Genomic DNA, 25,870 nt, shown 5'->3' with positions numbered 1-25,870 from the left:
CGATCGATGACAAACTCGACCAGATCGCCCGGAGCCAACGCGGCCCGGACGAGCCCCGCAGCCACGCCCAACGCCGGTGCGATGCCGCGATCGCGCTGCTCCTCGACCCCGACGGCGACCTGGCCGCGGGCGCGCGGGCTATCCGCCCGCAGGTGATCCTCACCGTTCCCGCCCTCTCGCTCCTGGGTCACACCGAACAGCCGGCTGAATTGCACGGCTACGGGCCCATTGATCCGGTGACGGCTCGACGGTTGACCGCGCACGCGCCGAGCGTGACCCGCTGGTTGACCGACCCGGTCACCGGCCACACCCTCTCCGTCGGGCGGGAAAGCTACCGCATCCCCGCCGACCTGCGACTTGCTCTCACGATTGAGGATGAGACGTGTCGGTTCCCGGGCTGCCGGAGGCGGGCGCAACGCTGCGAACTGGACCACGTCCACGCCTGGGCCGAAGGCGGGCGCACCGATCACGGCAACCTCGCAAGCCTGTGCCCGAAACACCACCACTTCAAACACGAATCCGACTGGACAGTCCAAGCCCTCCCCGACCGAGAGTTGCGATGGACATCCCCGATCGGGCGCGTGCACATCACCGAGCCCGCGAACCCAGCCCACCCACCCTGGCCCGAACACCAACCCCCGCCTGACGAATCGCTCCGGCCCGAACAACTACCCTGGCCCGAAAAGGACCCAACTTCCGACAGTGAACCACCACCACTCCGAACGGCAGGCCCACTGACCGACCCGGAAACACCACCTGCCCGGCCAGCACACGCACCAGCCGACCTCGAGAGTTCACGGAGACGCCCCCGCTTTCAGCCGGTGAGTGAGACGCGCGCCGAATACGCGCTGTTCTGAGAACACGCGCTGTTCTGAGAACACGTGCTGTTCTGAGAACACGTGCTGTTCTGATTCGGGCAGGTGCCGTTCTGGTCGGCGTGGTCAGCGCGCGAGTTACGCGCTGAAAGAGACTTGCGCGCTGAAAGAGGCTGATGTTGCCGCGCTTTACGCGAGGCTCCGGCTCCGGGGGTGCACGCTGTTAGGCTCGCGGCTCGTGACCGCTCGCACTGACCGTCCCGCCATCCGACTGGCCCTGAACTACTTTCCTGCGGGCTGGCACGAAGGGATCTGGCACGGTGCCGACGATCCCGCCTCGCTGCTGACCGACATCGATTACTTCGTGTGGCTGGCCCAGGCGGCCGAGGCCGCGAAGCTCGACGCGCTCTTCCTGGCCGACACCATCGGCGGACTGCAGCTGCGATCGCACCGCGCTCTCTGGGGCGGCCAGGACCCGACCGTGCTGCTCGCCGCCGTCGCGAGCCGCACGAGCAACATCGGTCTGGTCTCCACCGTCTCGGGACTGTTCGGCAACCCGGTGGAGGTGGCCCGCAAGCTCGCGACCCTCGACCACGTGTCGCGCGGGCGCGCCGCCTGGAACATCGTGACCAGCCAGAGCGCGACAACCCGCACGGTGTTCGGCGTGGACGAGCACCTCTCCGACGAGGCGCGCTACCGCCGGGCGGACGAGTTCGCGACACTGGTCGACGCCTACTGGGGTTCGCTCCCACGCGAGGCGATCGTGGCCGACGAGTCACGCGGGGTCTACCTCGACGCCTCCCGCACACGACCGGTCGACTTCGAAGGCGAGCACTTCCGCTCCAGTGGCGTGCTCCCGATTCCGGTGGGGGCACACGGCAAGCCCCTCGTGTTCCAGGCCGGCAGCTCGGAGGCGAGCATCGACTTCGGCGTCACCCGGGCGGACGCCCTGTTCACCGCCCGTCGCGACCTGGCGGGCTCCCAGACGTTCTACGCCGCCGTGCACACCAAGAGCGCAGCGGCCGCACGGCGTCCGCCACTGGTGCTGCCGGGCGTGTTCATCTACCCCGGCGCCACCGAAGCCGAAGCCGTGGCCCGTAAGGCCGAACTCGACGAGCGGGTGAACGTCGACCTTGGCCTTCCGCTGCTGGCGGCTCGGCTCGGCCTCCCGACAGAGTCATTGCGACTGGACGCGGAACTGCCGTACGAGCTGCTGGCCACCGAGGGCGGCGACTCGCACGTGGCCGACCTCCCACAGCAGATCGCCGGCGAGGCCCGCCGCAATCGCTGGACCGTGCGGCAGATCCTCACCCACAACGGTTTGGGCGCCCACCGGGTGCTCGTGGGCGCCGGCGAGCAGATCGCCGACGAGCTGGTGGCCTGGGTGGATGCGCGCGGCGCCGACGGGTTCGTGCTGAGCTTCGGCGACTACCGGCATGACGTGCCGATCTTCGCCGAGACGGTCGTTCCGCGCCTGCAGCAGCTCGGCCGTTTCCGCACGGAGTACGACGCACCGACCACGACACTCCGGCAGAACCTCGGCCTCTGAGCGACCCGGTCAGTAAGTGAACGGGCTGACAGGAGGGCCGAACGGTGGATCAGACCACCGACGACCTGATCGCCGAGCGTCCCTGCGCACCGACGAGCTCGCGGAGGGTGGCCCCCTCGTCGTACGAGCTCCGGTAGACGCCGCGCTGCTGCAGCTCGGGCACGACCGTCTCGACGAACTCGTCCAGGCCGTACGGGTTCGTGTGACCCACGATCACGAATCCGTCGGAGGCGCGCTCCTGCACGAAGCGATCGATCTCCGCCGCCACCTGCGCGGGCGTGCCGACCAGGCCGTGACGGGCCGTGAGGGCCAGCACGAGCTCCCGGATGCTGAGACCCTCCGCCTCGGCCCGCTCGCGCCAGGCGTCGGCGGTGGCCTTCGGATCGGCCGCGTTGTTCGCCCGGCCCTGCGTGATGCCCGCACCGGCCGGATCGGGGTCGATCGCGGGGAGCGGTCCGTCCGGGTCGTACTCGGTGAGGTCGCGGCCCCAGACCCTCTCCAAGAACGCGATCGCCGTGGCCCCCGAGGTCTGCGCCAGGGCGATCTCCCGCGCCTTCTCCTCGGCCTCGGCACGACTGTCGCCGAGCGCGAAGCCGATGGCGGGCAGCACCTTGAGCGAGTCCTCGTCGCGACCGTAGGCGGGCAGACGCCCCTTCGCATCGGCGTAGAACCTCTGGGCGTCGGCGAACTCGCTGTGCAGCGAGAAGATCACGTCGGCGTGCTCGGCCGCGAAGTCGCGGCCCGCGGCCGAATCGCCGGCCTGCACGATCAGCGGGCGCCCCTGCGGGCTCCGTGGCACCGTGAAACGCCCGCTCACGTCGAAGTGCGGGCCGTGGTGCTCGACACCGCCGACACCGCCGTCGGCGAGGAAGCGGCCACTCGCTTTGTCGGCGACCACGGCATCCGGAGCCCAGCTGCTCCAGAACCGGTCGGCCACCTCGAGGAACTCGGCGGCGCGCACGTAGCGCTCGTCGCGGTCGAGGAAGGCACCGCGGCGGAAGTTGGCGCCGTGGAAGGCGTCGGAGGTGGTGACGATGTTCCAGCCGATCCGGCCGCCGCTCAGGTGATCGGCCGTGGCGAGCTGGCGCGCGAGCTCGTAGGGCTCGTTGAAGGTGGCGCTGAGGGTGCCGACGAGGCCGATGTGCTCCGTGACGGCGGCCACGGCGGCGAGGATGGCGAGGGTGTTCGGCCGGCCCGCGACATCCGCCTCGTAGATGCGGCCCTTGTGCTCGCGCACCCGCAGGCCCTCGGCCAGGAAGAGATAGTCGAAGAAGCCGCGCTCGGCGTTCTGCGCGAAGTGCCGGAACGAGGAGAAGGCGATCTGACTCTCGGAGCGCGGATCGCTCCAGAGGGTGGTGTTGTTCACACCGGGGAAGTGCGCGGCGAGGTGCACCTGCCGGCGGCCGGGTGACGGGGCGGTCATGCGGGGAGCTCCGAGTCGAGGAGGGCCGGCGCGGCGGCCGGCGGGGCGGTGAAGAGGTTCGCCGGGCGCTCCAGGCCGAGCGTGTCGCGGAGAGTGCCGGGAGCCGACGGAGCAGCGGATGCGGCCGCCGACGGTGCGCGCAGGCCGGCCTCGTCGAGTGCAGGCAGCACCGAGCGGGCGATCGCCTCGAGATCGGCGGGAAGCCGCGCGGGGCGCAGCCGGAACCCGTCGAGGCCGAGGCGCTGGCCCTCGCGCAGACGCTCGACCAGCGCGGCCGGGCTGGCGGCCACGACCAGAGCGTCCGAGGCGAGCGTGTCGCCGGCCTGGTCGTCGAGGTGCTGCAGGGCCGCCGCGGCATCCTCGGCCCGCTCCTCGAGCAGCACCACGAGGTCGGCATACACGAGAAGCGGCGGCAGGGACGGCGGTCGCAGACGGGCCTCGGCGTCGCGCACCTCGGCCAGGATCTCGGCCAGGTGCCCGGGACCGTGCGGCGTGATGCACACGGCGTCGGCGTGCGCCGCCGCGAACTCGTATGGCACGGTGGCATGCGCCAGCGCGATCACCGGTGGCTGGCCCTGGGGCGAGCGCGGGGTGATCGAGGATCCCTTGATGCGCACGTACCGGCCCTCGAAATCGGTGTAGTGCACCTTCTCGCCGTCCAGGAACCGGCCGGACTCGACGTCGCGGATGATGGCGTCATCCTCCCAGCTGTCCCAGACGCGGCGCACGGCGTCCACCACCTCGCCGGCCTCGTCGAAGAGCTCGTGCACGACCTCCTGGCCCTCGCCACGGCGGTAGGCGTCGAGGTCGAGGGCGGGCACGGTGCGGCGGCCGACCAGTGCGGCGTCGTCGGGCGAGGCCGAGATCCGCGGCTGCCAGCCGGCCCGGCCCTCGCTCACGTGGTCGAGCGTCTGCAGCGCCGTCGCCACGTGGAAGGGCTCGGTGTGCGTCGTGGTGACCGTGGGCACGAGGCCGATCCGGGAGGTGCGCGGGGCCACGTAGGAGGCGATCAGCAGGGCGTCGAGGCGGCCGCGCAGCTGATCGTCCCGGTCGTCGGCGGCCCCGAAGCGGGAGGACTGCAGCCCGAACGTGTCCTCGATCGTGACGAAGTCCACCCCACCGGCCTCGGCGGTGCGCACCAGGTCGAGCCAGTAGCCGGGCGTGAAGATCTCGGTCGGCCGGGCGGCGGGTTCGCGCCACGATGCCGGATGCCAGCCGGTTCCTTCCAGCGCGACCGCGAGATGCAGATTCCGTGTCATGCGACCAGCCGACCATGTCCCGGCGCACCCGCGACAGCGGCGCCGTAACGGGACGGAACACGACGCCACAGAGTGAAACATTCCGGCATCGCACGGTTCTCCGCGCGCATGCTCGTCACACGATGACCGAATCCGTTCCCCGCGCGCGCCAGCACGATCGTGGCGAGCGCGGCCTCATCCTGGGTGCGGCCGTCCGGCCTCTGGGGGCCTTCCCGTCGGGCTGGCGCGTCGCGGGCGCCCATCACGATCCCCTCGCCGAGCCGGCGGCCCTGCGCCGCCTGGCCGCGGAGGCCGAGCGGGCGCACCTGCAGTTCCTGTTCTTCGGCGACTGGCTCGCCACCGGCCCCGAGCTCGAGTTCAGCGATCCCTCGCTGTTGGCCCGCGTCGATCCGTTCTCGGCCGTCGCCTATCTGGCCGCCCTCACCGAGCGGATCGGGCTGATCGCCACGGTCGACACCGGCCACAGCGATCCCCTCACCGTCGCCCGCTCCGCCTCGTCGATCGACCGGCTCAGCGCCGGCCGCCTCGGCCTGAACCTGACGGCGGGCTCCGAACCAGGGGCCGACGCCCACCAGCGCATCACCGGGCCGGGCCGCAACCGCCACGACGTGGCCGAGGAGTACCTCGAGGTGCTGCGCGCGCTCTGGGACAGCTGGAGCGACGAGGCCGTGGTCGCCGACCCGGCCCGCGGCGTGCTGCTGGATCACGCGCAGATCCGCCGGATCGATCACGTCGGCGCTGCCTTCCGGGTGGCCGGTCCCGCACTGAGCCCACGGCCCGTGCAGGGGCAGATCCCGATCGTGCACTCCGACGTCTCGGCGCGCGCCCGGCGGTTCTCAGCGGCGCACGCGGACGTGCACCTCGTGTCGCCGGCCGGTCTGGACGACGGCATCCGGATCGTCTCCGCGGTGCGCGCCGCGGTCGTCGCACAGGGTCGTGATGCGGCCGACATCGCCGTGCTGGTGCCCGTGCTGCCGATCATCGCTCCGACCCGTGCGGAGGCGTGGGCGCTCTACGACCGGTTGGTCGAGCTCGTGCCCGTGGCCGGACCGGGAGCGCCGAGCGGGACGCCGGATGACCGCACCGAGACCGCGATCCGGCGTGCGGTCGGAGTGCCCCTGCTGGTGCGCGGGCTCGACGACGTCGTCAGCGAGACCGACGCCGGACGCTTCAACGCCGCCGGAGCGCGACTGCTGGAGACCGTGCGCCGACGCTCGGGCCGCGTTCCCGGCGGCGAGCGGCCGGTGACCTACCGGCACCTCCTGGTGGCTCGTCTGTTCACGATCCCGGTGATCGTGGGCTCGTCCGCCGACGTGGCCGAGCACCTCGCGACCTGGTTCACCCGGGGTGCCGCCGACGGCTTCCTGGTGCACAGCGCCTCCCTGCACGAGCAGTTCGAGGCCTTCACCCGCACGGTCGTGCCGATCCTGATCGAGCGCGGGCTGTTCGCCACGGCGGAGGCCGCGACCACCCTGCGCGGGCACCTCGGGCTCGCCCGGCCCGAGCGACGACCGCATCCGGCGCCGGACCCGCGTGGTGAGGGCGTCCCGCCGCGCACCTCCGGGAACGACCGGACCCCGCCGGTGGCGAGTGCCTTCGACGGGGTCGTGGGTCTGTTCACGAACTGAGCGGTGCCGGGGGACATCCTCCGGCACCGCTCCCTCGCTGTCTCAGCTGTTGTCCAGCGGCAGTCCGGGCGGGTTCACCAGCGAGGTCTCGACGGCCTCGTCCTGCAGGCCCCACGCATTCAGCCACTGCTCGTACTGGCCGTTCTCGATCAGGTAGTTGATCGCGGCCGCCACCGGCTCGGCCAGGCCCGAATCCTTCTTGACGGTCGCGGCGATCAGGCCGTCGAGGGTCTCGCCGGCGCCGGAGAAGATGCCCGCGGTGCGGGTGGGGTTGGCGCCGTCCTTGGAGACGGTGTTCTGGTACGCGATGCCGGGGTTCGGGTTGAACTGCGCGTCGATCTGGCCGGAGTTCAGCGCCAGCGTGATGGAGTTCGCGTCGGGGAAGTAGACCACGTCGAGCGTCTTGCCCTCGGCCTCGAGCTTGCTCTTCCACTCCAGCAGGATCTTCTCCTGGTTGGTGCCCGAGCTCGTGGCCACCGTCAGGCCGGCGAGGTTCTCGTAGTCGTCGTCGAACTCCCAGTCGTTGGAGGCCAGCACCTGGAACGCCAGGTTGTCGCCGCGGTAGGAGGCGAAGTCGTACTTCTCCTTGCGCTTCTCGGTGTCGGTGATGTTCGAAAAGCCGACATCCGTGGCCCCGGTGTCGATGCCGACGAACAGGTTGTCCCAGGTGGCGTTGCTGACGACCGGCTTCAGGCCGAAGACGGCGGCGACGAGGCGGCCGAGGTCGGGCTCGGAGCCGGTGAGGGTCTCGTTGTCGTCGCCGGTGAAGGCGAGCGGCGGGAACCCGGCCGGCAGGGCGCCGATACCGATCGTGAGCTCTCCGCTGTCGAGCACCTCCTGGGGGAGGGTGTTGCGGATCTCGTCGACGGTCGAGACCTCGATCTCGGTCTCGGTGCCGGCGCCGTTGGAGAACGCGCCCACCGTGACGGTGCCGGAGGCGGCCGTGGTGTCGGTGGCGTCGGCACTCGTGGAGCAGGCGGCGAGGCCCGCGGTCAGGAGCGCCACGGTGGCGAGGGCTCCGATCGTGCGCAGCCGCGTGGCGGTGGGTGTGGTCATGGTGGTTCCTAGCTGTGTGAGTGGATGTGATGGGTGGACGGGTGGAGCAGGTCGGGGTGGGACGGGTGGGGGAGGAGTACGGTGCTCAGGCGAGCACCTTGCTCAGGAAGTCCTGCGTGCGACGGTTCTTCGGGTTGGACAGCACCTCGGCGGGGGTGCCCTCCTCGACGATCAGACCCTCGTCGATGAACACCACGCGGTCGGCCACCTCGCGGGCGAAGCCGATCTCGTGGGTGACGACGATGAGGGTCTTGCCGCTGCCGGCGAGGGTGCGGATGACGCTCAGCACCTCGCCGACGAGCTCCGGGTCGAGCGCCGAGGTGGGCTCGTCGAACAGGATGACCTCGGGCTCCAGCGCGAGCGCGCGGGCGATGGCCACGCGCTGCTGCTGGCCACCGGAGAGCTGGCGCGGGTAGGCGCCCTCCTTGTCGGCCAGGCCCACCCGGGCGAGCAGCGTGCGGGCGTGCTCGCGAGCATCCTTCGGTTTGACGCCCTGTGAGATCGGCGCCTCGGTGACGTTCTCGAGGATGGTGAGGTGCGGGAAGAGGTTGAAGTTCTGGAACACGAAGCCGATCTTCGAGCGCTGCTTCAGGATGTCCTTCTCCCGCCGTTCCTTGAGTCGCTCGCCGTGCACGCGCACGCCGATCAGTTCGCCGTTCACGGCCACGTAGCCCTCGTCGAGCTTCTCGAGGTGGTTGATCGCACGCAGCAGGGTCGACTTGCCCGAACCGGACGGGCCGAGGATGACCGTGACGGTGCCGGCCTCGACGGTGAGGTCGACGCCCTTCAGCACGGTCTTGTCGCCGTAGCTCTTGGTGGCGTTGTGGATGTCGATGGCGATGCTCATACGATCGTGTTCCCCTGCTGTGTCGATGCCTGCGGGGCGCTGCGGATACCGGCCACGGTGCGGCGCACCCGCTGCAGCGGCGTGAGCGGCAGTTCCCGCACAGACCCGCGGGCGTAGAAACGCTCGATGTAGTACTGCACGATCGAGATCGCGCTGGTGAGGATGAGGTACCAGAGCGTGGCCACCACCAGCAGCGGGATGATGTCGGTGGGGTAGGTGCTGCCGAGGTTCTGGGCCACGCCGAACAGGTCGAGCAGCGACACGTAGAACAGCAGCGAGCTGGCCTTGATCAGCCCGATGATCTGGTTCACGAAGGCCGGCACGATGGAGCGCAGCGCCTGCGGCAGCACGACCCGGAAGAACTGCCGGCGCTGCGGGATGCCGAGCGCCTTGGCGGCCTCGTGCTGGCCCTGGTCGACGGCGAGCACCCCGGCGCGCACGATCTCGGCGCAGTAGGCGATCTCGCTGAGGCTCAGCCCGATCACGCCCAGCACAAGCGGCGAGAGCAGCGTGAAGGTGGGCACCGCGAGCTGCGGCCCGAACGGAACCCCGATGCCCACCGAGGGGTAGAGGTTGCCGAGGTTGAACAGGAAGATCAGCACCAGGATGAGCGGCACCGAGCGGAACAGCCAGATGTAGAGCCAGCTCAGGGTGCTGAGCACCGGGTTGCCGGAGAGCCGGGCGAGGGCCACCACGATGCCGCCGAGGAAGCTGACGACCGCGCTGATCGCCGTGGCCAGCAGGGTGAGCTGCAGGCCCTTCAGGATGGCGGGGCTGAAGAACCATTGGCCGACCTTGGCCCACTCCCAGGAGGGGTTGGTGAACAGGGTCTGCGCGAAGTTCGCCAGCAGCAGCAGCACGAGGGCCGTGATGACCCAGCGCACCGGATGCCGCAGCGGCAGCACCTTGCGCTCGGCGAGCTTCTTCAGGTCGATGCCCGGGGGCAGCCCGGTCGCGGCGGTGCCGCCGGCGGGCGCGGCCTGGTCGGGACGGTGGGTCACGGCGGTCATCCGCGGAGCCTCTCGCCGGCACCCGGGTGGGAGCGGTAGAAGTCGACCAGCGAGTCGTCGTGCCGGCGCTGCAGCTCGGCCGTGTTCAGCGGCTCGGCCGTCAGCGACTTGGCGAAGCCGTGGATGACGACCTGTTCGGGGGCGAGACCCGGATCGAACAGCGGGGTGTAGCCGGCGGAGAAGTAGAGGCGAACGGCCTCGGGCTGCCGCGGGCCGGTGGTGAGATAGGCCACGGCGATCCCGCGCCGGCGCGCCTCGGCTTCGAGCTCGGCCACGACCCGGCCGGCCAGGCCCTGCCGGCGGTGCTCCGACGAGGTCCAGATCCGCTTCAGCTCGACGGCGTCGTCACCGAAGGGTTTGAAGGCCCCGCCGGCGATGGGCACACCGTCCCGCAGCAGCAGCACGAAGGCACCGCGGGGTGCCGCGAAGTCGGCCACCGGGTACCGGCTGAGTTCTGCGGCGGCGGGCTCGCCGAACGCCTCGCCGTAGCGCGAGTCGTATTCGCGGGTGAGGTCGTCGAGCAGCGGAGCCGCCCGCGGGTCGTCGGCGGCGACGTAGACGAACTCGTTCTTGCCGACCGCGTTCGGGTCTCCCGGCTGCCCGGCGGTGGGGTTCTCAAGCAGCGACACGGGCTGCTCCTTTCAGGGTCGTCCGGGCCGCATCCGCAGCCGCATCCCGCTTGGCGACCTCCTCGCGCACCAGCGGGATGACGTACCGCCCGAAGTCGATGGCGTCGTCGACGAAGTCGTAGCCACGGGCCGAGATGATGTCGACGCCGAGGTCGACGTAGTCGAGCAGGGCGGCCGCGACCGTCTCCGGCGTGCCGACGAGGGCGTTGGAGTTGCCGCGACCACCCGAGGCGGCGCTCACCGCGGTCCAGAGCGCGCGGTCGAAGCGGTCGCCCTGCTCGGCGATCGACAGCAGCCGCTGCGATCCGGCGTTCTCGGGGCTCCTCAGGTCGCTGATCGCCGCGGCCGGCAGCGCGCCGGTGCGCTCGCGCACCCGGCCGAGGATCTGCTCCGCTTTCTGCCAGGCCAGCTCCTCCGTGGCGCCGAGGATGGGCCGGAACGCCACCTGGATGCGCGGCCGCTCGCTGCGGCCGGCGGCGGTGGCGGCATCCGTGATCGTGGCGATCTGCTCGGCCGTGTTCGCGAGAGGCTCGCCCCAGAGCGCGTAGATGTCGCTCTCCGCCGCACCGATGGCGTAGGCGGCCGGCGAGGATCCGCCGAACGACACCTGCGGGCGGGGCTGCTGCACGGGCCACACGTCGCTGACGAACTCCTCGAAGCGGTAGTGCTCGCCGGCGAAGTCGAAGCGCTCACGTGAGGTCCAGGCCTGCTTGAGGATGCGGATGTACTCGCCGGTGCGGGCGTACCGCTCGTCTTTCGGGAGGTGATCGCCCTCGGCCGCCTGGTCGGCGGTGGAGCCCCCGGTGATGATGTGCACGTTCACGCGGCCGTCGCTGATCTGGTCGAGCGTGGCCACGACCTTGGCGGCGTAGGTGGGCGCCGAGACGTTGGGGCGGTGCGCCAGCAGCAGCTTCAGCCGGTCGAGCTTCGAGGCCACGAACGCGGCCACCGTCGCCGGGTCGGGCGAGCCGGAGTGGTAGGCGAAGAGCACGCGGTCCCAGCCGTTGTCCTCGTGGGCGCGGGCCAGTCGCAGCGTGTAGTCCTTGTCGAAGCTCGCCCCGGAGCGGGCACGGGTCTCGCTGCCGTCGTGCGTGGCGGCGATGCCGAGGAATTCGATGGGCACGGATGAGTCCTTCCGGGAGTGCGGCGACCCCCGGAACGAGACCGGGTGCCGACCGTGGTCGATGGGGCGACCGTAACCAGGCCGATCCGCGCCGGGCAACGCCGGAGGTTCACAATTCGTCATCCGCGTCACGCTCTGTCACAAAGGGGTGCGGAGGCCCTCCGGATGGTGACGCTGGGGGGATGTCTGCCGCCATCGCTGTTCCCTCCCTCGCCGTGATCGGCGCCGGTCCGCGCGGGGTCGGCGTGCTGGAACGGCTCGCCGCCAACCTCGACGAGCTGTGGGACGGGCGCACCCCGCTGGTGGTGCACCTGATCGACCCGCACCCCGCAGGCCCCGGCCGCATCTGGCGTCACGCGCAGTCGCCGCTGTTGAAGCTCAACTCGATGGCGGCCGACGTGACCATGTTCACCGACGAGAGCTCGACCATCGACGGACCGGTGCGACCCGGCCCCTCGCTGATCGAATGGGTGCAGCAGGTGAACGAAGGGCGCATCCGGATCGACGGCTCGAAGCTCGACGACGCCCTGCGCGCCGAGCTGCGGCAGCTCGGGCCGGCGAGCTTTCCGACCCGGCGGCTGCAGAGCCTCTACCTGCGCTGGTTCCACGAAGAGGCGCTCGCCCTGCTCGGCGACCGGGTGCGGGTGATCGAGCACGCGGCCCGCGCCCGCGACGTGACGGGCCTGCCCGACGGCGGCCAGCAGGTCGAGCTCGACACCGGGGAGCGGGTCGCGGTCGATCTCGTGCTCTACTCCCTGGGGCACACCGGAACGGATCCCGACCCGCGCCATGCGGCTCTGATCGACTTCGCGAAGCGCCGCGAGCTCTACTACCTGCCGCCCGCCTTCACCGCGGATGCCGACACCCGGGCGATCGTGCCGGGGCAGCGGGTGCTCGTGCGCGGCTTCGGGCTGGCGGCGGTCGACCTCGTGGTGCTGCTCACGGAGGGGCGCGGCGGCCGCTTCGAACGGATCGACGGCCGGTTGCGCTACGAGGCCTCGGGGCGGGAGCCGCGGATCGTGATCGGCTCCCGGCGCGGGGTGCCCTACCACTCCAAGATCGGCTCGACACTGGTGGGCGAGCCGCCCGCGCCCCGGTTCTTCACCGCCGCGATCGCGGCACGCCTGGAGGCCGAGAAGGAGAGTCTCGACTTCGCCACCGACATCTGGCCGCTCATCGCCCAGGAGATGCTCTGGGGCTATTACCGGGAACTGTTCACGGGGCATCCGGAGCGCGTCCGTCTGCCCTGGGAGGAGTTCGCCGAGCGCTTCACGGCCCTCGATCCGCGAGCCTCGATCGTGGCGGACGCGACGCCGGATGCCACGGCAGCACCGTCCGCACCCGAGGGCTCGCGCACCCGGGGGCACGCCCTGCCGGAGTGGAGCGCCGCCGAGCGGGAGCGGATCGAGGCGGATGCCCGCCGGCTCACCGCGCTGATCGAATCCGCGGTGCCCGAGCAGATCGACCGGCTCTTCCTGCCCGCCCTGGACCGCCCGCTGGCCGGTGCCCGGTTCGCCGGCACCGACGAGCTGCAGGAGGCCGTGCGCGCCTACATCGAGCGGGACCTGCAACTGCGCACCCTGCCCGAGCACAGCGCCACGCTCGGCCTGTTCTTCGCGCTCCTGACCGCGCTGTTCGCCTTCGCCGACCTGGTGGCCTCGCCCAAGTGGACGGCGCGCTCGAGGGTCGAAGACATCAACGGCTGGTGGCTGGGCTACTTCAGCTTCATCGCGAGCGGACCGCCGGCGCACCGGCTCGAAGAACTGCTCGCCCTCTCCGAGGCGGGCGTGGTGCGCTTCCTGGGCGGCGAGATGCGACTCGAGGCCGACGAGCGGGAGGGCGTCTTCCGGGCGAGCAGCGCCAACCACGACGAGGTGGTGACCGCCACCGCGCTGGTCGACGCCTGGCTGCCCGACACCAGCATCGCGCGGAGCGACAACGAGCTGCTGCGGGTGCTGCTGGCCTCGGGATCGGCGCTGGAGGAGGTCGCCCGCGACGAGGACTACAGCGGGCCGACCGGCCGGCTCACGGTGCGGCAGGAGGACCGCCGGGTGCTGCACGGCTCGGGCGAGGCATCCGGGCGCAGCTATGCCGTCGGGCCGTACACGAACTCGCCGTTCGTGGGAGCGTTCTCCCGGCCACGCACGAACGCGGTCTCGTTCCGGGAGAACGACCGGGTGGCGCGGGCTCTGCTGAGGCACCTCGCCGAGCTGGCGGCCGCGCGCCGCGACCCTGGGCAGTGGCTGCCGGAGCCGGGCCGCTTCTCCGACCGGCTGTGGTTCGAGTTCGCCGCCGAGCCGTACCGGTGGGATCGCCGGGCATGACCGCGTACCGGGACTCCGTCGTGGTCGGCGGCGGCGCGATGGGCTCGGCCGCGGCCTTCGCGCTCGCCCGGCGGGGCACCGAGGTGTCGCTGTTCGAGCGGTTCGGGCCGGGTCACGTGCAGGGCGCGTCGCACGGCGCCTCGCGCAACTTCAACCTCTCCTACGGCGACGCGGTGCACCTCGGGCTGCTGCGGCGGGCGCTGCCGGCCTGGCGCGAGCTGGAGGCCGCGACCGGACGCCGGCTGCTCGAGCAGGTCGGCATCGTGAACCACGGCCGCATCCCCGGGCTCGACGCGCTGGCCGGGCTGCTGCCCGGGTTCGGGTTCGAGGCCGAGCTGCTGCCCGCCGAGGAGGCGGGACGGCGCTGGCCGGGCATCCGGTTCGACGGGCCGGTGCTGCACACCCCGCAGGCGGGCCGGCTCGACGCCGACGCCGCGGTGGCCGCGCTGCAGAGTGCGGCCGCGGCGCTCGGTGCCACGGTGAACCACCACGCGCGGGTCGTCGGCATCCGGATCCTGGGCGAGGACCGGGCCCGCATCGAGGTGCAGCACACGGATGCGGCGGGGGAGCCGCTCGGGGATCGCGAGGTGATCGAGTGCCGCCGCCTCGTGGTGACCCTCGGTGCCTGGACCGCGAAGCTCCTCGGCGGGCAGGTCGCCCTGCCGCGGCTCACCGTCACCCAGGAGCAGCCGGCGCACTTCGCCGAGCGCGTGGCGGGCGACGCGGGCGCGCGGGCCGCCACCCCGTGGCCGGGGTTCAACCACGCTCCGGATGCGGACGACCCGCGCTACGGCTACTGGCGGTCGCCGGTCTACGGCATGCAGACCCCGGGTCAGGGCATCAAGGCCGGGTGGCACGGGGTGGGGCCCGTGACCGATCCGGATGCCCGGACCTTCGTGAGCGAGCCCGGCCAGCTCGAGGCGCTGCGCCGCTACGTGCGGGAGTGGCTGCCGGGGGCCGATCCCGACCGGTTCACCGAGATCAGCTGCACGTACACGAGCACGGTCGACAGCGCCTTCGTGATCGACCGGGTCGGCCCGGTGGCCGTGGGCGCCGGCTTCTCGGGCCACGGCTTCAAGTTCACCCCGGTGGTGGGGGAGCTGCTGGCGGATCTCACCGAGGGCATCGCGGCGCCGCCCCTGTTCTCGCTCGCCCGCTAGAAGCGGACGGAGGCACCGGCGGGATGGGGTAGGCTTGATGATGCATCGCGGGGTGGAGCAGTTCGGTAGCTCGCTGGGCTCATAACCCAGAGGTCGCAGGTTCAAATCCTGTCCCCGCAACCACGCGAAGAGGGCCCGGTCGATGACCGGGCCCTCTTCTGTTGCTGCTGCTTGTCCGGGGCCTGCTGCTTGTCCGGTGTCTGCCGCGTGTCTCAGGTCTGCGGCGTGCCCGGCGGAAAGGTGCACATGACCGCTGCCCCGGTGGCGAGGTGTTCGATGCGCACCGTGCCGCCGTGACGGTGCACGATCTCGGCCACGATCGACAAGCCGAGGCCGTAGTGGCGAGCTCCACCGGTGTTCTCGGCACGCCGATCGCCGGCGAATCGCTCGAAGGCCGTGGCGGCGACCTCCGGAGCGAATCCGGGCCCGTCGTCGCTGACCCGGACGGTCACCCCCGCCTGCGTCGTCGATACTGCGACCGTCACCGCGGAGCGGGCGTGGTCGAGGGCATTCGTCGACAGCGCGATGACCAGCCGCACGAGCGCCGCACGTGAGCCCGCGATCATGACCGGGCTCGCACTGCCCGTCCGGACGAGGGCGAGGCCGCGCCGCACGGCGTCGTCGTGGAGCAGCCCGACCGCGTCGTCGGCGGCGGCGGCGAGGTCGACCGGGTCGGGGCCGGCACTACTCCTCGGGTCGGCCGCGATCAGCAGGTCTTCGAGGATGTCGGTGAGGGCGCGGGTGTCGGTGACGATCTCCTCGACGGATGCGGTGACGTCGGCCGGCAGGCCGGACGCGCTCCGCCTCCTGAGCATCTGGGCGCGTGTACTCAGCAGCGTCAGGGGCGTGCGCAGCTCGTGGCTGGCATCGGCGACGAAGCGACGCTGCAGGGCCAGGGCATCGGCCAGCGGCCGGATGGCGCGGCGGGCCATCAGGTAGGCCGCGGCGAAGGCGAGAACCGCGGCGAGTGCGCCACCGGCGATCAGGGCGGTCGCGAGCCGGCGGAGCTCTTCGGTGCTCTCCTGCCGGTCGAGTGCCACCTGCACGACTCGATCGCGATTGCGGTCTCCGGTCGCAGCGGTGGTGAGCAGCAGGTAGTCGTGTCCGTCGACCGTCCGCTGCCCCCGGACGTCGGGGCCGCCGGCCGCGACCGTCTGGAGGGCCGCGGTGTCGAGGAGGCCTTCCGGCAGGTTCTCCGACGAGAGCACCTGACCGCCGGAGTGCCCGTCGACGAGGGACAGGTAGGTGCCGATCGGGGCATCCTGAGGCGAGTCGAGCTGGGCCGCCGCGGCGAGGGCGCGCTGATCCGACTCGGCGGCGCTCGCGCTCACGAGCACGTAGACGACGGTGCCGACGATGGCGAGGATGACGAGCACGAGAGCGGTGAACTGTGCTGTGAGTCGGAGCGAGGCGCCCCGCAGGTCGGCCTCCGGCGACGCCCCCGGGCTCCGCGGCCGGCGCGTGCGAACGCGCGTCACGGCAGCGGCCCGAGCCGGTAGCCGATGCCGCGCACGGTCTTCACGGTGTCGCGGCCCAGCTTCTTCCGGAGGTAGTGCACGTAGGTGTCGACGACGCCGGGGTCGTCGGCATCCGGGAACACGCGGGAGAGCAGGTCGTCGCGTTCGAACACCTGGTTCGGGCGGCGGGCGAGGCGTTCGAGCAGCTGCGATTCCCGCTCGGACAAGGAGACGCTGGCCCGCTCGCGCGTCGTCACGGTGCGGCTCCCCGTGTCGAGCGACCCGTTCGGGAGCGCCAGCACGGGCACCTCACTGCGATGGCGGCGCAGCAGTGCCCGGATCCGGGCGAGCAGTTCGTCGATGTCGAAGGGCTTCGCGAGGTAGTCCTCGGCGCCTCGGTCCAGGCCCTCGACGCGGTCGGCGGGGTTGCCGAGTGCCGAGAGGATCAGGGCCGGGGTCAGGATGCCGCGGCTGCGCAAGCGGTCGAGCACCTCGAGTCCCTCCAGCAGGGGGAGACCGCGATCCAGCACGAGGGCGTCGAACTCCCGGGTGAGCCCCTCGTGCAGCGCCCGTTGGCCGTCGCGGGCGAGAACCGTGACGTATCCCTCGTCGGTGAGGAGCTGCTCGAGCATGCTCGCGAGGCGCGCGTCGTCTTCGACGAGCAGAATCCGGGCGCGGTCCGACATGGACGAAGTATAGGGACCGGTCGCGGCGTTCGGGTTCACGTGAGGGTCAGACCGCGGGCGTGCTGCAGCGCCGGGGTGGCGGTGATGCTGCCGCGGTCATCGATCGCGACCATGTCGACGTCGAAGTTGTCGAGGATCTCCTGGCAGCGGCCGGGACCGCCGGCGACGATCGCGGTGGCCAGCACGTCGGCCGTCACGATGTCGCCGGCCCGCACAGTGACTTGCCGGTAGTGCGGCTGCGCGAGCCCGCCGGAGCGCCAGATGTGCTCCCCGCGTTCCGCGCTGCCGGAGGTCGCCAGAGCCGTCCGCGTGCTCGTGAGACCGATCGTGCAGAGCAGGGCGGATCGGTCGCCCGGGTCGACGACGCCGACGGTCCACGGCTGGTCGTGAAAGGTACCCCGGGTGAGGATGTCCCCGCCGACCCCCAGCATCCAGTGCGTCTCCCCTGCGCACTCCAGCAACGGGGCGGCCGCCGCCATCGCCTGTGCCTTCACGATGCCCGAGAGGTCGATGACGCCGTCCGGGCGGTGCGGGGTGAAGGCGCCACCGGTGCGCCGGGCCCAGTCCAGCGCTTCTGCGTAGGCTTCGCCCACGGAGGCGTCGGCCCGGGTGAGCGACAGCTCGCCACGGGCCACACGGCTGAGCTCGGAGTCGGCCCGGTAGAGGCTGAAGAGATGATCGAACTCCCGGAACACCGCTTCGACCTCGCCCAGAACGGATGCCGCGGCGAGCGCGCCGGCGAAGCGCAGGCTGACCGTGGTGCCCATCGTGTCGAAGACGTGCACGGCCACGGTCACAGCCCCGCCTGGTCGAGCGCCGACTGCATCGAGGAGAGGTAGCCGTCGCTCGTGTAGGTGGCTCCCGAGACGCCCTGCACGTTCGCCGACTGCGCCGTGATCACCTCCTGCCGAAGCACGGGAGCTGCCCGGTTGCTGATCGACACCGAACGCTGATCCTTGTCGGTCAGGTGCAGCGCCGTGACATCCGTGATGGTGCCGTCGGCGACGGTGATCTGCACCTGCACGGCTCCGAAGCGGGTCTGCACCGACGATCCGGTGAAGGTGCCCGAGGCGCCGGTCGTTTCGGATGTGCCGCTCGTGCCGGACGTGCTGGCCGTCGAGCTGCCGGAGCTGCTCGCGACCGCCGCATCCGGCGCGGTCTGCGTCTCACCCTGGGTGCCGAGCTGCCAGCCGACCGCGAGGACGGCCGTCGACGAGAGGATGCCCAGAAGCAGTGCGCGCGCCCTCACCAGTCGAACCTCTCGACGTGGATCTGCGGGAGAGGCAGACCGGCCGCCCGGGCGTCGCGCACCACGAGATCGGTCCACGACTGCGGGCCGCAGACGTACAGGTCGGAGTGCAGCAGGTCGGGGAACGCCGTGGTGAGGGTGACTCCTCCCCCCAGGGCCTCGGCCGACATCCAGGTGGCCAGGCCGGGTGGCCGGGCGCCCATCATCGTGTAGACGGCGTTGCCGCGCATGCTGCGCAGGGCGCCGATCTCGTGCCAGAGGTAGCTCTGCGAGGGATCGCTGCCGCGCAGGATCACCGTGGCCTCGCCGGGCCGCAGCTCGGAGTGCTCGAGCAGCGAGCGGATCGGCGTGATACCGATCCCGGCGGCGATCACGGCGAGCTTCGGGGCCACGCGGTGGCGGTCGGTGAACACGCCGTACGGACCTTCGATCGACACCCGGGTGCCGGGCCTGACGCGGCCGATCGCGGCGCTGCCGGTTCCGAGGTCGCGCACGGTGATGCGGGCGGAGCTGCCCGTCGGCACGGCCGAGAAGGAGATCGGATGCGCGTGCCACCAGGTGGCCCCGGTCCAGAACCGCCAGATCGCGTACTGCCCGCCGGCGGTGCCGAGGCGGTCGAGGTCGTGCCCCGTGAGGTGGATCGAGACCACACCCGGGGCGACCTGCTCGATGCCCGCGACCCGGATGCCGTGCCGGGCGCTGCGCACGGCGGGCACCGCGAACCGGAAGACCGCTATGGCACCGAACGCGAGCACGTACAGGCCGATCCAATACACCCGCTGCAGCGTGCCGTCGGCCAGCACGCCGCCCGCGCTCAGCTGATGCGGCACCGCCACCAGCACGGCCGCGTAGCTCAGCAGGTGCACGAGGTGCCAGGCCTCGTAGGAGAACCGCCGGCGTACAGCGACGACCGAGGTGACGACGACGGCGACCAGCAGGCCGAGCCCGAGATAGGCGAGCGTCATGTCGGGCCCCTGGAACAGACTGATCGTCTCGGTCACGACGGTCGATCCGTCGGCCAGCGCGTAACCCACCGTGAGCAGCGCCCCGTGCACGAGGATCAGATAGAGCGCCGGCTTGCCCAGCCGTCGGTGGAGGGCCATCGCGCGGTCCTGGCCGACGACGCGGTCGATCGCGGGGATCCGCGCCGCGAGCACGAGCATCACCAGGATCAGATCGGTGCCGACCAGGCCGGTCACGATGCCGGCGGCGGTCAAGCCCGACGCGGGGTCGGTGACGGTGCCCAGGCCGCCGTGGGCGAGCCAGAGGGCGATCGCCCAGGCGACGGATGCCCAGACCAGGGCGACCATCAGGTCGGCGGCGCGCATCCGACGGCGGGTACGGATGCGCCGGGCCCGATCGGTGGGACCGGTCGCCCGGCGAGTGCGCGGGCGAGAAGGGGTCGGAGCCGTTCGGATGCTCATCGGACACTCGCGTTCATGGTCTGCTCGATTCGGACGGTCGGCTGTCTACCCTCCCTACGATCGTCCGGAATTCTTCCAGCTTTCTTAGCCGCTGCCGGAGCCGGTGCGACGCTCGAGTCGCCGGGTATGCTGAGGCTCACCATCGTTGAACGCCCCACCGATCGGTGCTTGAGTGAGCGTATGTCGACCGACGGCGCCACCCTCGAACCCCGGCCGCACGCGAACGAACCCCATCGCGGCGGCATCGCCCAGCGCCTGAACTGGCTGCGGGCCGGGGTGCTCGGTGCCAACGACGGCATCGTCTCGGTCGCCGCCATCGTGGTGGGCGTCGCCGGAGCCACCAGCCAGACCGGCCCCATCCTGACCGCCGGCGTGGCGGGCCTGGTCGGCGGCGCGATCTCGATGGCGCTGGGCGAGTACGTCTCGGTCAGCAGCCAGAGCGACAGCGAGCGGGCCCTGATCGCGAAGGAGCGGGCCGAGCTGCGCGATCTGCCCGAGGAGGAGCTCGACGAACTGACCGCCCTGTACCGGGCCAAGGGCCTGAGCGAAGGCACCGCCCGGCAGGTGGCGGTGGAGCTCACCGAGCACGATGCGCTGTCGGCGCACCTCGCGGCCGAGCTGAACATCGACCAGGACGACGTGGTGAGCCCGTGGCACGCGGCGGCCGCCTCCGCGGGGGCGTTCACGATCGGCGCGATCCTGCCGATGCTCGCCATCCTGCTGCCGCCCGCCGAGTGGCGCGTCCCGGTCACCTTCGTCGCCGTGCTGCTCGCTCTCGCCGTGACCGGGGTGCTCTCGGCGACGATCGGCGGCAGTTCCCGGCTGCGCGCGACCGTCCGGGTCGTGATCGGCGGAGCCCTGGCCCTCGCGGCCACCTACGGCGTCGGGACCCTGCTCGGCGCCTCCGGCGCGGTCTAGGACCGCTTTCGCGCTCGGCTAGGCGGCCGGGTCGCTCCTCAGGCGCGACGAGAGCGCCCGGATGCGCCGCGTGATCAGGGCGAAGGCGCTGTCGAACGCTTCGGCGGTGCCGATGGGCGCCGGGTCGGGGATCGACCAGTGCAGGTCGTCGACGCCGCTCAGCTGCTCGTGCGCGCTGTCGCAGACCGTGATCACGAGATCGTGGTCGGCCAGGATCGTGCTGAAGTGCTGCGGGCTGCGGTCACCGTCGATCTGCAGGCCGTGCCGCGCGGCCGCGTCGACCGCACCCGGATTGACCGACGAACCCGGCAGGACGCCCGCCGAGGTGGTGGGGATCGGGCTGGCATCCCGCCAGATGGCCTCGGCGAGCTGCGACCGGGCGGAGTTGGCGGTGCACACGAACACGACCCGCTCGGGCACCTCGACGCTGCCGGGGGTCAGGGTGTCGAACACCTCGGTTCGCAGGCCGATGTAGCTGCGGCGCTTGTCGAACTCCGAGCGCGTGCGGCTGACGATGCCGGCCTTCTCGAGCACGCGCAGGTGGTGCGCGACCAGGTTCGACCGGAGCTCGAGCAGAAGCTCGATCTCCGACGAGGAGAGATCGCCCAGGGTGAGCAGATCCACGATGCGAAGACGGGTGGGATCGGCGAGGGCGGCGAAGATCCCCACACGGCGCTTCAGATCGGTCATGATCGCTCGCTCTCGACTTCCGTGTTCGGAATTGGCTCAATCGCTGTTGACTCAATCATGGTAGGCATGACTTCAGACGGCGACCCGGGCCGATCGATCATCAGGTGATTTCCAGACCTGATCGTCATCACCCGGCGCCTGGACGCGGCGAAGAGCTCGCCGCGAGGATCGGAGGAGATCATGGGTATCGGCACAGGAATCGCATTGTTCGTCATCGGAGCGATTCTGGCCTTCGCGGTCAACCTCGATCTGGGCGGGGTCGTCGACCTCTCGCTGATCGGCTACATCCTGATGGGCGCGGGGGTCGTCGTGTTCCTGATCAGCCTGATCTTCGTGCTGCGCCGCCGTCAGACGGTCGCCACGACCCGCACCGCGGTGGACCCCGCCAGCGGCGAGCAGGTCACCCGCAGCACGCGCGACAGCAACGACCCGCTGGTCTGAATCCGTGACCACGTCCGACCTCAAGCCCGCCGACTCTCCGGAGACCGGCGAGGTGCTCGATGGCCGCTACCTCCTCCACGAGAAGGTCGGCGCGGGCGGCATGGGCGTGGTCCACCGCGCCCGCGACGAGGTTCTCGGACGCACGGTGGCGGTCAAGATCTTCCGCGAGTCCGCCGCCGACGCGGCCCGCAGCACCTCGGAGACCAGGCTGCTGGCCTCGCTCGACCATCACTCGCTGGTGACTCTGTTCGACGCCCAGATCGCGTCGGATCGGCCGAACTACCTGGTGATGGAGTACGTCGACGGACCGACGCTGCGCCAGCGCCTCGCCGAGGCGCCTCTGCGTCCCGACGACGTGGCGTCGATGGCACGCGATCTCGCGGATGCATTGCACCTCGTGCATCAGGCCGGGATCGTGCACCGCGACATCAAGCCGTCGAACGTGCTGCTGCGCCCCTCGCACGTTCCCGGTGAGGAGTTCCGGGCGAAGCTGGCCGACTTCGGGATCGCCTACCTCATCGACTCGACGCGTCTCACCACGCCGGGAACGCTGGTCGGGACGGCCGCCTACCTCAGTCCCGAACAGGTGCGCGGTGCGGAGCCGGCGCCGGCCTCGGACATCTACGCTCTCGGCCTCGTGCTGCTCGAGGCGCTCACGGGCGAACGCGCCTTCCCGCAGACCGGCACCCACGAGGCCGCTCTCGCCCGGCTGACCCGCGACCCCGTCATCCCGGGGGAGTTCGGATACCCCTGGCGATCGCTGCTGACGGCGATGACGGCCCGTGATCCCGAGCAGCGGCCGTCGGCGCTCGAGGTGGTGGTGGCCGCCCGCGGTCTCGGATCGTCGGACCCCACCCCCACGGGCGCTCTGACACTCGAACCGCTGACGCTGGAACCGCAGACTCTGGTCATGCTCGCACCGGCGGCGAGTGACGCGGAGACCGCGACGCTCGCCTCGGCAGCGGATCCGCAGCGCCGGCGCCGGGTGCGGGTGATCGCGATCGTGGTGGCGCTGATCGTGCTCGCGGTGATCGTCGGAATCCTGATCTGGGCGCTCGGGGCGTCGAGCCCGGCACCCGCACCCCAGCTGCCCCAGGTCGATGAGCCTCTGGGTACACACCTGCAGCAGCTCCTCGACTCGGTGACGCGATGAGGCGCCGTATCCCGTCGATCGTGGGCGCGATCCTTCTGGCGTCGGTTCTCGGAACGAGCGGATGCGCGGCAGCGGCTCCCGACATCACGGTCGGCACGAGCGAGCTCATGCAATCCACGATCGTCACCGCAGCCGACCAGGCCGCCGCGGGCGACACCGCGGGGTCGCTCGCGACGCTCGATGCACTCCAGAGGCAGCTCGACCGGGCCAGCGCATCGGGCGAGCTGTCCGCAGCCCGCGCGGGGCACATCCAGGACTCGCTCGATCTCGTGCGCGCCGACCTCCAGCCGGCACCCGCCGAGACGACCGCTCCGGCCGAGACCACCGCCCCCGCCGAGACGACCGCTCCGGCCGAGACCACGGCCCCCGCCGACCCGGTGGCTCCGGTCGAGACCGTGCCGGCCGATACCGAGGATCCCGCCGGCACCGGCACGCCGGGGAACGGGAACAACGGAAACGGCAACGGAAACGGCAACGGAAACGGAAACAACGGCAACGACAACGGAAAAGGCAAGAACAAATAGCGTCCGCCTTCCCGGCGGCGACAGCGGCCGACGGCCGTCATCCCCAACAAAAGGAGAAACACCGTGAACATCCTGCTCATCGTCATCGCGGTCATCGCAGTCATCCTGCTGTTCACCGGCGGCTTCGTCTCGTCGCTGAACTTCCTGCTCTGGGTCGGGGTCATCCTGCTCGTGCTCGCCGTCATCGTGTTCCTGGTGCGGCTGCTCACCGGCAACCGTCGCGTCTGACGTCCCCACGATCGAGAGGGTCCGTTCTCGGAAAGGATTCGGCCGATGACCGAAGCACAGCACACCGTCACGATCGACGCTCCGATCGCCGCCGTCTACCAACGGTGGCTCGACGTCGGAACCTTCGGGAGCTTCATGCCCGCGGTCCGCGAGGTGACGGTCAGCTCCGACTTCTACAGTCACTGGACCCTCTCGATCGGAGGTCGCAGCCTCGACTTCGACACCGAGATCATCGAACAGCTCCCCGAGGAGCGCGTGCGCTGGCGTGCCATCACCGGTGACGTCGACTTCGTCGGCACGGCGGTGTTCGAGGAGACGGCGGAGCGCCGGACGACGCTCACCGTCACCATCGTCTGGACGCCGTCGACCGCGGCCGCCCGCGGCGCGGCGGCGCTCGGCGTCGACGACCGCGCCCTGAAGGCGGCCCTCCGGGCGTTCGCGCAGCACGTCGAGGGTCAGGACGATCCGCCCGGCCACTCCTACGTGACACTCCGCTCGGTCGACGCCAAGACCGCCGACTAGACCGGGCCGCGCCCGGCCTGACCATTCCCGGCCGGGGCGGATCGCGCCGGTCCGTCAGGCCAGGAGCGACAGCAGGATGCCGCCGAGTGCGCCGACGATCACGACCGCCCAGGCGGGCAGCCGCCAGGCGATCAGCAGCACGAAGCACAGCAGTGCGAGCACGAACGGGCCCGGGCCGGTGACGGCGGTCGTGAAGACCGGGTCGTAGAGTGCCGCCGCGAGGATGCCGACCACGGCCGCGTTCGCGCCGCGCATCAGCGCCTGCGCCCACGCGCGCGAGCGGAAGGTGTTCCAGAACGGCAGCACCCCGAGCAGCAGCAGGAAACCGGGCAGGAAGACCCCGGCGAGCGCGATCGCCGCACCGGCGACGCCACCGGGGCCGACCGTGGAGAGGGTGCCCAGATACGCGGCGAAGGTGAACAGCGGCCCCGGCACCGCCTGCGCGGCGCCGTAGCCGGCGATGAACTGCTCGGGCGTCACCCAGCCCGGGTCGACGACTCCCGCCTGCAGCAGCGGGAGCACGACGTGCCCGCCGCCGAACACGAGGGCGCCGGCGCGGTAGAAGGTGTCGAAGAGCTGTATCGAACCCCAGCCGGTGGCGGCGGCGAGTGCCGGCAGGCCGGCCAGCAGCAGCACGAACACGGCGAGGCAGATCCAGCCGGCCGTGCGCGACACGGGGAACCGGATCAGGGCGGTGCGGGCATCCGGAGCCTCTCGGCACAGCAGCACTCCGAGCACCGCACCGAGCGCGATCGCCGCGACCTGGCCGATCGACCCGGCGAGCAGGAGCGCGCTGAACGCCGCGACCACCGCGATCGAGGCGCGGGTGCGGTCGGCCGCGAGGGTGCGGGCCATGCCCCACACGGCCTGTGCCACGATCGCCACGGCCACGATCCCGAGCCCCGCGAGCACCCCCGCGCCGACGACTCCGTCGAAGAGCGGAGCCCCGTAGGCGAAGGCCACGAGCAGGGCTGCGGAGGGCAGGGTGAAGGCGAGGAATGCCGTGATCGCCCCGAGGATGCCCGCCCGCTGCAGTCCGAGGCCGAAGCCGACCTGGCTGGACGCCGGCCCGGGGAGGAACTGGCTCAGCGCCACGAGATCGCCGTACTCGTCGTCGCGCAGCCAGGAGCGGCGTTGCACCAGCTCGTCGCGGAAGTACCCGAGATGCGCGATCGGACCGCCGAAGGACGTGACGCCCAGCTTGGCGAAGGCGCCCAGAACCTCAGGCACCGATCCGCGCGGCCCGGCTCCCGGTGCGGAGGGCTCCCGGGTCACCGGGTGGGCGCGAGCTCGTCGACGAGGACACGCACTCGGGACTCGATGTCGTCGCGGATGGGGCGGACCTGCTCGATCGGCTTGCCCGCCGGGTCGGTCAGCTCCCAGTCCTCGTAGCGCTTGCCGGGGAAGATCGGGCAGGCGTCGCCGCAGCCCATCGTGATGACCACATCGGCGGTGCGCACGTCATCCGTCCGCAAGATCGCGGGAGTGCGCGAGGCGATGTCGATCCCGGCCTCGCGCATGGCCTCCACGGCGACCGGGTTGAGGGATGCGGCGGGCTCGCTGCCGGCCGAGCGCACGTCGATCCGGTCGCCGGCGAGGGCCTCCAGGAACCCGGCGGCCATCTGCGAGCGCCCGGCGTTGTGCACGCAGACGAACAACACGACCGGGCGAGACGTTTCGGGGAGACCACTCATGGCGCCCAAGATAGTCGGTGAGGATGAACAGCCGGGAAACGGCCGTCACATCTCACGGTGA

26 protein-coding genes and 1 tRNA gene are annotated in these 25,870 nt (G+C 71.3%); 12 read left to right on the top strand and 15 right to left on the bottom strand.

Features of this window, described 5'->3' with window-relative positions; translation table 11 throughout:
• A partial coding sequence (locus tag ACN4JJ_RS19335; protein WP_440711531.1) for an HNH endonuclease signature motif containing protein occupies window positions 1-857 on the top strand: 857 nt, incomplete at its 5' end.
• Between the two features lie 196 nt (window positions 858-1,053).
• Window positions 1,054-2,364 (top strand): NtaA/DmoA family FMN-dependent monooxygenase, encoded by a 1,311-nt coding sequence (locus tag ACN4JJ_RS19330; protein ID WP_440711530.1) that lies wholly within the window; start codon window positions 1,054-1,056, stop codon window positions 2,362-2,364.
• 49 nt (window positions 2,365-2,413) lie between these two features.
• Here the strand turns inward: ACN4JJ_RS19330 and ACN4JJ_RS19325 are convergent, their stop codons facing one another.
• Both ACN4JJ_RS19325 and ACN4JJ_RS19320 read right to left on the bottom strand, forming a co-directional pair.
• Window positions 2,414-3,787 (bottom strand): NtaA/DmoA family FMN-dependent monooxygenase, encoded by a 1,374-nt coding sequence (locus ACN4JJ_RS19325; RefSeq protein WP_440711529.1) that lies wholly within the window; start codon window positions 3,785-3,787, stop codon window positions 2,414-2,416.
• The gene (locus tag ACN4JJ_RS19320; protein ID WP_440711528.1) at window positions 3,784-5,046 is read right to left on the bottom strand and encodes an LLM class flavin-dependent oxidoreductase; all 1,263 of its coding nucleotides are present in this window, start codon (window positions 5,044-5,046) and stop codon (window positions 3,784-3,786) included. The genes ACN4JJ_RS19325 and ACN4JJ_RS19320 overlap by 4 nt, the downstream gene beginning before the upstream one ends.
• 122 nt (window positions 5,047-5,168) lie before the next feature.
• On the opposite strand from ACN4JJ_RS19320, the gene ACN4JJ_RS19315 reads away from it, so the two are divergent.
• Entirely contained in the window at window positions 5,169-6,674 is a 1,506-nt protein-coding gene (locus ACN4JJ_RS19315; protein ID WP_440711527.1) for an NtaA/DmoA family FMN-dependent monooxygenase, read from the top strand.
• A gap of 42 nt (window positions 6,675-6,716) precedes the next feature.
• On the opposite strand, the gene ACN4JJ_RS19310 is transcribed toward ACN4JJ_RS19315, so the two are convergent.
• The 5 genes from ACN4JJ_RS19310 to ACN4JJ_RS19290 form a co-directional block, all read right to left on the bottom strand.
• Window positions 6,717-7,730, bottom strand: a complete 1,014-nt coding sequence (locus ACN4JJ_RS19310) for a transporter substrate-binding domain-containing protein (protein ID WP_440711526.1) — start codon at window positions 7,728-7,730, stop codon at window positions 6,717-6,719.
• Window positions 7,731-7,815: 85 nt separating this feature from the next.
• Window positions 7,816-8,577: an amino acid ABC transporter ATP-binding protein gene (locus tag ACN4JJ_RS19305; protein WP_440711525.1), complete on the bottom strand. Its 762-nt coding sequence runs from the start codon at window positions 8,575-8,577 to the stop codon at window positions 7,816-7,818.
• On the bottom strand, window positions 8,574-9,587 hold the full coding sequence (locus ACN4JJ_RS19300) for an amino acid ABC transporter permease (protein WP_440711524.1): 1,014 nt from the start codon (window positions 9,585-9,587) through the stop codon (window positions 8,574-8,576). Before ACN4JJ_RS19300 ends, ACN4JJ_RS19305 begins: the two co-directional genes overlap by 4 nt.
• A complete protein-coding gene (locus ACN4JJ_RS19295) occupies window positions 9,584-10,216 on the bottom strand; it encodes a GNAT family N-acetyltransferase (RefSeq protein ID WP_440711523.1) in 633 nt (210 codons plus the stop codon). The genes ACN4JJ_RS19300 and ACN4JJ_RS19295 overlap by 4 nt, the downstream gene beginning before the upstream one ends.
• Window positions 10,203-11,339: an LLM class flavin-dependent oxidoreductase gene (locus ACN4JJ_RS19290; protein WP_440711522.1), complete on the bottom strand. Its 1,137-nt coding sequence runs from the start codon at window positions 11,337-11,339 to the stop codon at window positions 10,203-10,205. Before ACN4JJ_RS19290 ends, ACN4JJ_RS19295 begins: the two co-directional genes overlap by 14 nt.
• Window positions 11,340-11,521: 182 nt before the next feature.
• Between ACN4JJ_RS19290 and ACN4JJ_RS19285 the strand changes: the two genes are divergently transcribed.
• The 3 genes from ACN4JJ_RS19285 to ACN4JJ_RS19275 all read left to right on the top strand — a co-directional run bounded on the left by ACN4JJ_RS19285 (window position 11,522) and on the right by ACN4JJ_RS19275 (window position 14,946).
• On the top strand, window positions 11,522-13,663 hold the full coding sequence (locus tag ACN4JJ_RS19285) for an FAD/NAD(P)-binding protein (protein WP_440711521.1): 2,142 nt from the start codon (window positions 11,522-11,524) through the stop codon (window positions 13,661-13,663).
• Window positions 13,660-14,823, top strand: coding sequence for an FAD-dependent oxidoreductase (locus ACN4JJ_RS19280; RefSeq protein WP_440711520.1), 1,164 nt, complete (start codon window positions 13,660-13,662; stop codon window positions 14,821-14,823). Before ACN4JJ_RS19285 ends, ACN4JJ_RS19280 begins: the two co-directional genes overlap by 4 nt.
• Window positions 14,824-14,869: 46 nt before the next feature.
• A tRNA-Met gene (locus tag ACN4JJ_RS19275) sits at window positions 14,870-14,946 on the top strand.
• Window positions 14,947-15,035: 89 nt separating this feature from the next.
• Here ACN4JJ_RS19275 and ACN4JJ_RS19270 read toward each other — a convergent pair.
• Genes ACN4JJ_RS19270 through ACN4JJ_RS19250 form a run of 5 tightly spaced genes read right to left on the bottom strand, consistent with a single transcriptional unit; the run spans window position 15,036 to window position 19,543 of the window.
• Entirely contained in the window at window positions 15,036-16,301 is a 1,266-nt protein-coding gene (locus ACN4JJ_RS19270; protein ID WP_440711519.1) for a sensor histidine kinase, read from the bottom strand.
• On the bottom strand, window positions 16,298-16,966 hold the full coding sequence (locus ACN4JJ_RS19265) for a response regulator transcription factor (protein ID WP_440711518.1): 669 nt from the start codon (window positions 16,964-16,966) through the stop codon (window positions 16,298-16,300). The genes ACN4JJ_RS19270 and ACN4JJ_RS19265 overlap by 4 nt, the downstream gene beginning before the upstream one ends.
• A gap of 35 nt (window positions 16,967-17,001) precedes the next feature.
• A complete protein-coding gene (locus ACN4JJ_RS19260; protein WP_440711517.1) occupies window positions 17,002-17,763 on the bottom strand; it encodes an FAD:protein FMN transferase in 762 nt (253 codons plus the stop codon).
• On the bottom strand, window positions 17,760-18,215 hold the full coding sequence (locus ACN4JJ_RS19255; RefSeq protein WP_440711516.1) for an FMN-binding protein: 456 nt from the start codon (window positions 18,213-18,215) through the stop codon (window positions 17,760-17,762). Before ACN4JJ_RS19255 ends, ACN4JJ_RS19260 begins: the two co-directional genes overlap by 4 nt.
• Window positions 18,212-19,543 (bottom strand): ferredoxin reductase family protein, encoded by a 1,332-nt coding sequence (locus ACN4JJ_RS19250; RefSeq protein WP_440711515.1) that lies wholly within the window; start codon window positions 19,541-19,543, stop codon window positions 18,212-18,214. The genes ACN4JJ_RS19255 and ACN4JJ_RS19250 overlap by 4 nt, the downstream gene beginning before the upstream one ends.
• A gap of 276 nt (window positions 19,544-19,819) precedes the next feature.
• On the opposite strand from ACN4JJ_RS19250, the gene ACN4JJ_RS19245 reads away from it, so the two are divergent.
• Entirely contained in the window at window positions 19,820-20,557 is a 738-nt protein-coding gene (locus ACN4JJ_RS19245) for a VIT1/CCC1 transporter family protein (RefSeq protein ID WP_440711514.1), read from the top strand.
• An 18-nt stretch (window positions 20,558-20,575) separates the two neighbouring features.
• On the opposite strand, the gene ACN4JJ_RS19240 is transcribed toward ACN4JJ_RS19245, so the two are convergent.
• Window positions 20,576-21,247 (bottom strand): arsenate reductase/protein-tyrosine-phosphatase family protein, encoded by a 672-nt coding sequence (locus tag ACN4JJ_RS19240; RefSeq protein ID WP_440711513.1) that lies wholly within the window; start codon window positions 21,245-21,247, stop codon window positions 20,576-20,578.
• 180 nt (window positions 21,248-21,427) lie between these two features.
• Between ACN4JJ_RS19240 and ACN4JJ_RS19235 the strand changes: the two genes are divergently transcribed.
• From ACN4JJ_RS19235 to ACN4JJ_RS19215, 5 genes are all read left to right on the top strand, one after another.
• Complete coding sequence (locus tag ACN4JJ_RS19235; protein WP_440711512.1) at window positions 21,428-21,688, top strand: DUF6458 family protein; 261 nt, start codon at window positions 21,428-21,430, stop codon at window positions 21,686-21,688.
• A gap of 4 nt (window positions 21,689-21,692) precedes the next feature.
• Entirely contained in the window at window positions 21,693-22,841 is a 1,149-nt protein-coding gene (locus ACN4JJ_RS19230; RefSeq protein ID WP_440711511.1) for a serine/threonine-protein kinase, read from the top strand.
• A complete protein-coding gene (locus tag ACN4JJ_RS19225) occupies window positions 22,838-23,365 on the top strand; it encodes a hypothetical protein (protein ID WP_440711510.1) in 528 nt (175 codons plus the stop codon). Before ACN4JJ_RS19230 ends, ACN4JJ_RS19225 begins: the two co-directional genes overlap by 4 nt.
• A gap of 63 nt (window positions 23,366-23,428) precedes the next feature.
• Window positions 23,429-23,593 (top strand): hypothetical protein, encoded by a 165-nt coding sequence (locus ACN4JJ_RS19220; protein ID WP_440711509.1) that lies wholly within the window; start codon window positions 23,429-23,431, stop codon window positions 23,591-23,593.
• Window positions 23,594-23,638: 45 nt separating this feature from the next.
• Window positions 23,639-24,115, top strand: a complete 477-nt coding sequence (locus ACN4JJ_RS19215; RefSeq protein ID WP_440711508.1) for an SRPBCC family protein — start codon at window positions 23,639-23,641, stop codon at window positions 24,113-24,115.
• Window positions 24,116-24,169: 54 nt separating this feature from the next.
• On the opposite strand, the gene chrA is transcribed toward ACN4JJ_RS19215, so the two are convergent.
• Both chrA and ACN4JJ_RS19205 read right to left on the bottom strand, forming a co-directional pair.
• Window positions 24,170-25,345: a chromate efflux transporter gene (chrA, locus tag ACN4JJ_RS19210; RefSeq protein ID WP_440711507.1), complete on the bottom strand. Its 1,176-nt coding sequence runs from the start codon at window positions 25,343-25,345 to the stop codon at window positions 24,170-24,172.
• A 41-nt stretch (window positions 25,346-25,386) separates the two neighbouring features.
• Window positions 25,387-25,809 (bottom strand): arsenate reductase ArsC, encoded by a 423-nt coding sequence (locus ACN4JJ_RS19205; protein WP_440711506.1) that lies wholly within the window; start codon window positions 25,807-25,809, stop codon window positions 25,387-25,389.
• Between the last annotated feature and the right edge of the window lie 61 nt (window positions 25,810-25,870).

Origin of the sequence: Herbiconiux dendrobii (assembly GCF_052048175.1) — a bacterium.
Lineage (GTDB): Bacteria > Actinomycetota > Actinomycetes > Actinomycetales > Microbacteriaceae > Herbiconiux.
Note: the sequence above shows the minus strand (reverse complement) of the source record. Positions and strands in the feature narration are given on the sequence as shown.

Excerpts from the sequence above, each read along its gene's own strand:
- ACN4JJ_RS19325 (WP_440711529.1), bottom strand. The coding sequence starts at position 3,787 with ATGACCGCCCCGTCACCCGGCCGCCGGCAGGTGCACCTCGCCGCGCAC.
- ACN4JJ_RS19320 (WP_440711528.1), bottom strand. The coding sequence starts at position 5,046 with ATGACACGGAATCTGCATCTCGCGGTCGCGCTGGAAGGAACCGGCTGG.
- ACN4JJ_RS19315 (WP_440711527.1), top strand. The coding sequence starts at position 5,169 with ATGACCGAATCCGTTCCCCGCGCGCGCCAGCACGATCGTGGCGAGCGC.
- ACN4JJ_RS19310 (WP_440711526.1), bottom strand. The coding sequence starts at position 7,730 with ATGACCACACCCACCGCCACGCGGCTGCGCACGATCGGAGCCCTCGCC.
- ACN4JJ_RS19305 (WP_440711525.1), bottom strand. The coding sequence starts at position 8,577 with ATGAGCATCGCCATCGACATCCACAACGCCACCAAGAGCTACGGCGAC.
- ACN4JJ_RS19300 (WP_440711524.1), bottom strand. The coding sequence starts at position 9,587 with ATGACCGCCGTGACCCACCGTCCCGACCAGGCCGCGCCCGCCGGCGGC.
- ACN4JJ_RS19285 (WP_440711521.1), top strand. The coding sequence starts at position 11,522 with ATGTCTGCCGCCATCGCTGTTCCCTCCCTCGCCGTGATCGGCGCCGGT.
- ACN4JJ_RS19280 (WP_440711520.1), top strand. The coding sequence starts at position 13,660 with ATGACCGCGTACCGGGACTCCGTCGTGGTCGGCGGCGGCGCGATGGGC.
- ACN4JJ_RS19265 (WP_440711518.1), bottom strand. The coding sequence starts at position 16,966 with ATGTCGGACCGCGCCCGGATTCTGCTCGTCGAAGACGACGCGCGCCTC.
- ACN4JJ_RS19250 (WP_440711515.1), bottom strand. The coding sequence starts at position 19,543 with ATGCGCGCCGCCGACCTGATGGTCGCCCTGGTCTGGGCATCCGTCGCC.
- ACN4JJ_RS19245 (WP_440711514.1), top strand. The coding sequence starts at position 19,820 with ATGTCGACCGACGGCGCCACCCTCGAACCCCGGCCGCACGCGAACGAA.
- ACN4JJ_RS19240 (WP_440711513.1), bottom strand. The coding sequence starts at position 21,247 with ATGACCGATCTGAAGCGCCGTGTGGGGATCTTCGCCGCCCTCGCCGAT.
- ACN4JJ_RS19235 (WP_440711512.1), top strand. The coding sequence starts at position 21,428 with ATGGGTATCGGCACAGGAATCGCATTGTTCGTCATCGGAGCGATTCTG.
- ACN4JJ_RS19225 (WP_440711510.1), top strand. The coding sequence starts at position 22,838 with ATGAGGCGCCGTATCCCGTCGATCGTGGGCGCGATCCTTCTGGCGTCG.
- ACN4JJ_RS19215 (WP_440711508.1), top strand. The coding sequence starts at position 23,639 with ATGACCGAAGCACAGCACACCGTCACGATCGACGCTCCGATCGCCGCC.
- ACN4JJ_RS19205 (WP_440711506.1), bottom strand. The coding sequence starts at position 25,809 with ATGAGTGGTCTCCCCGAAACGTCTCGCCCGGTCGTGTTGTTCGTCTGC.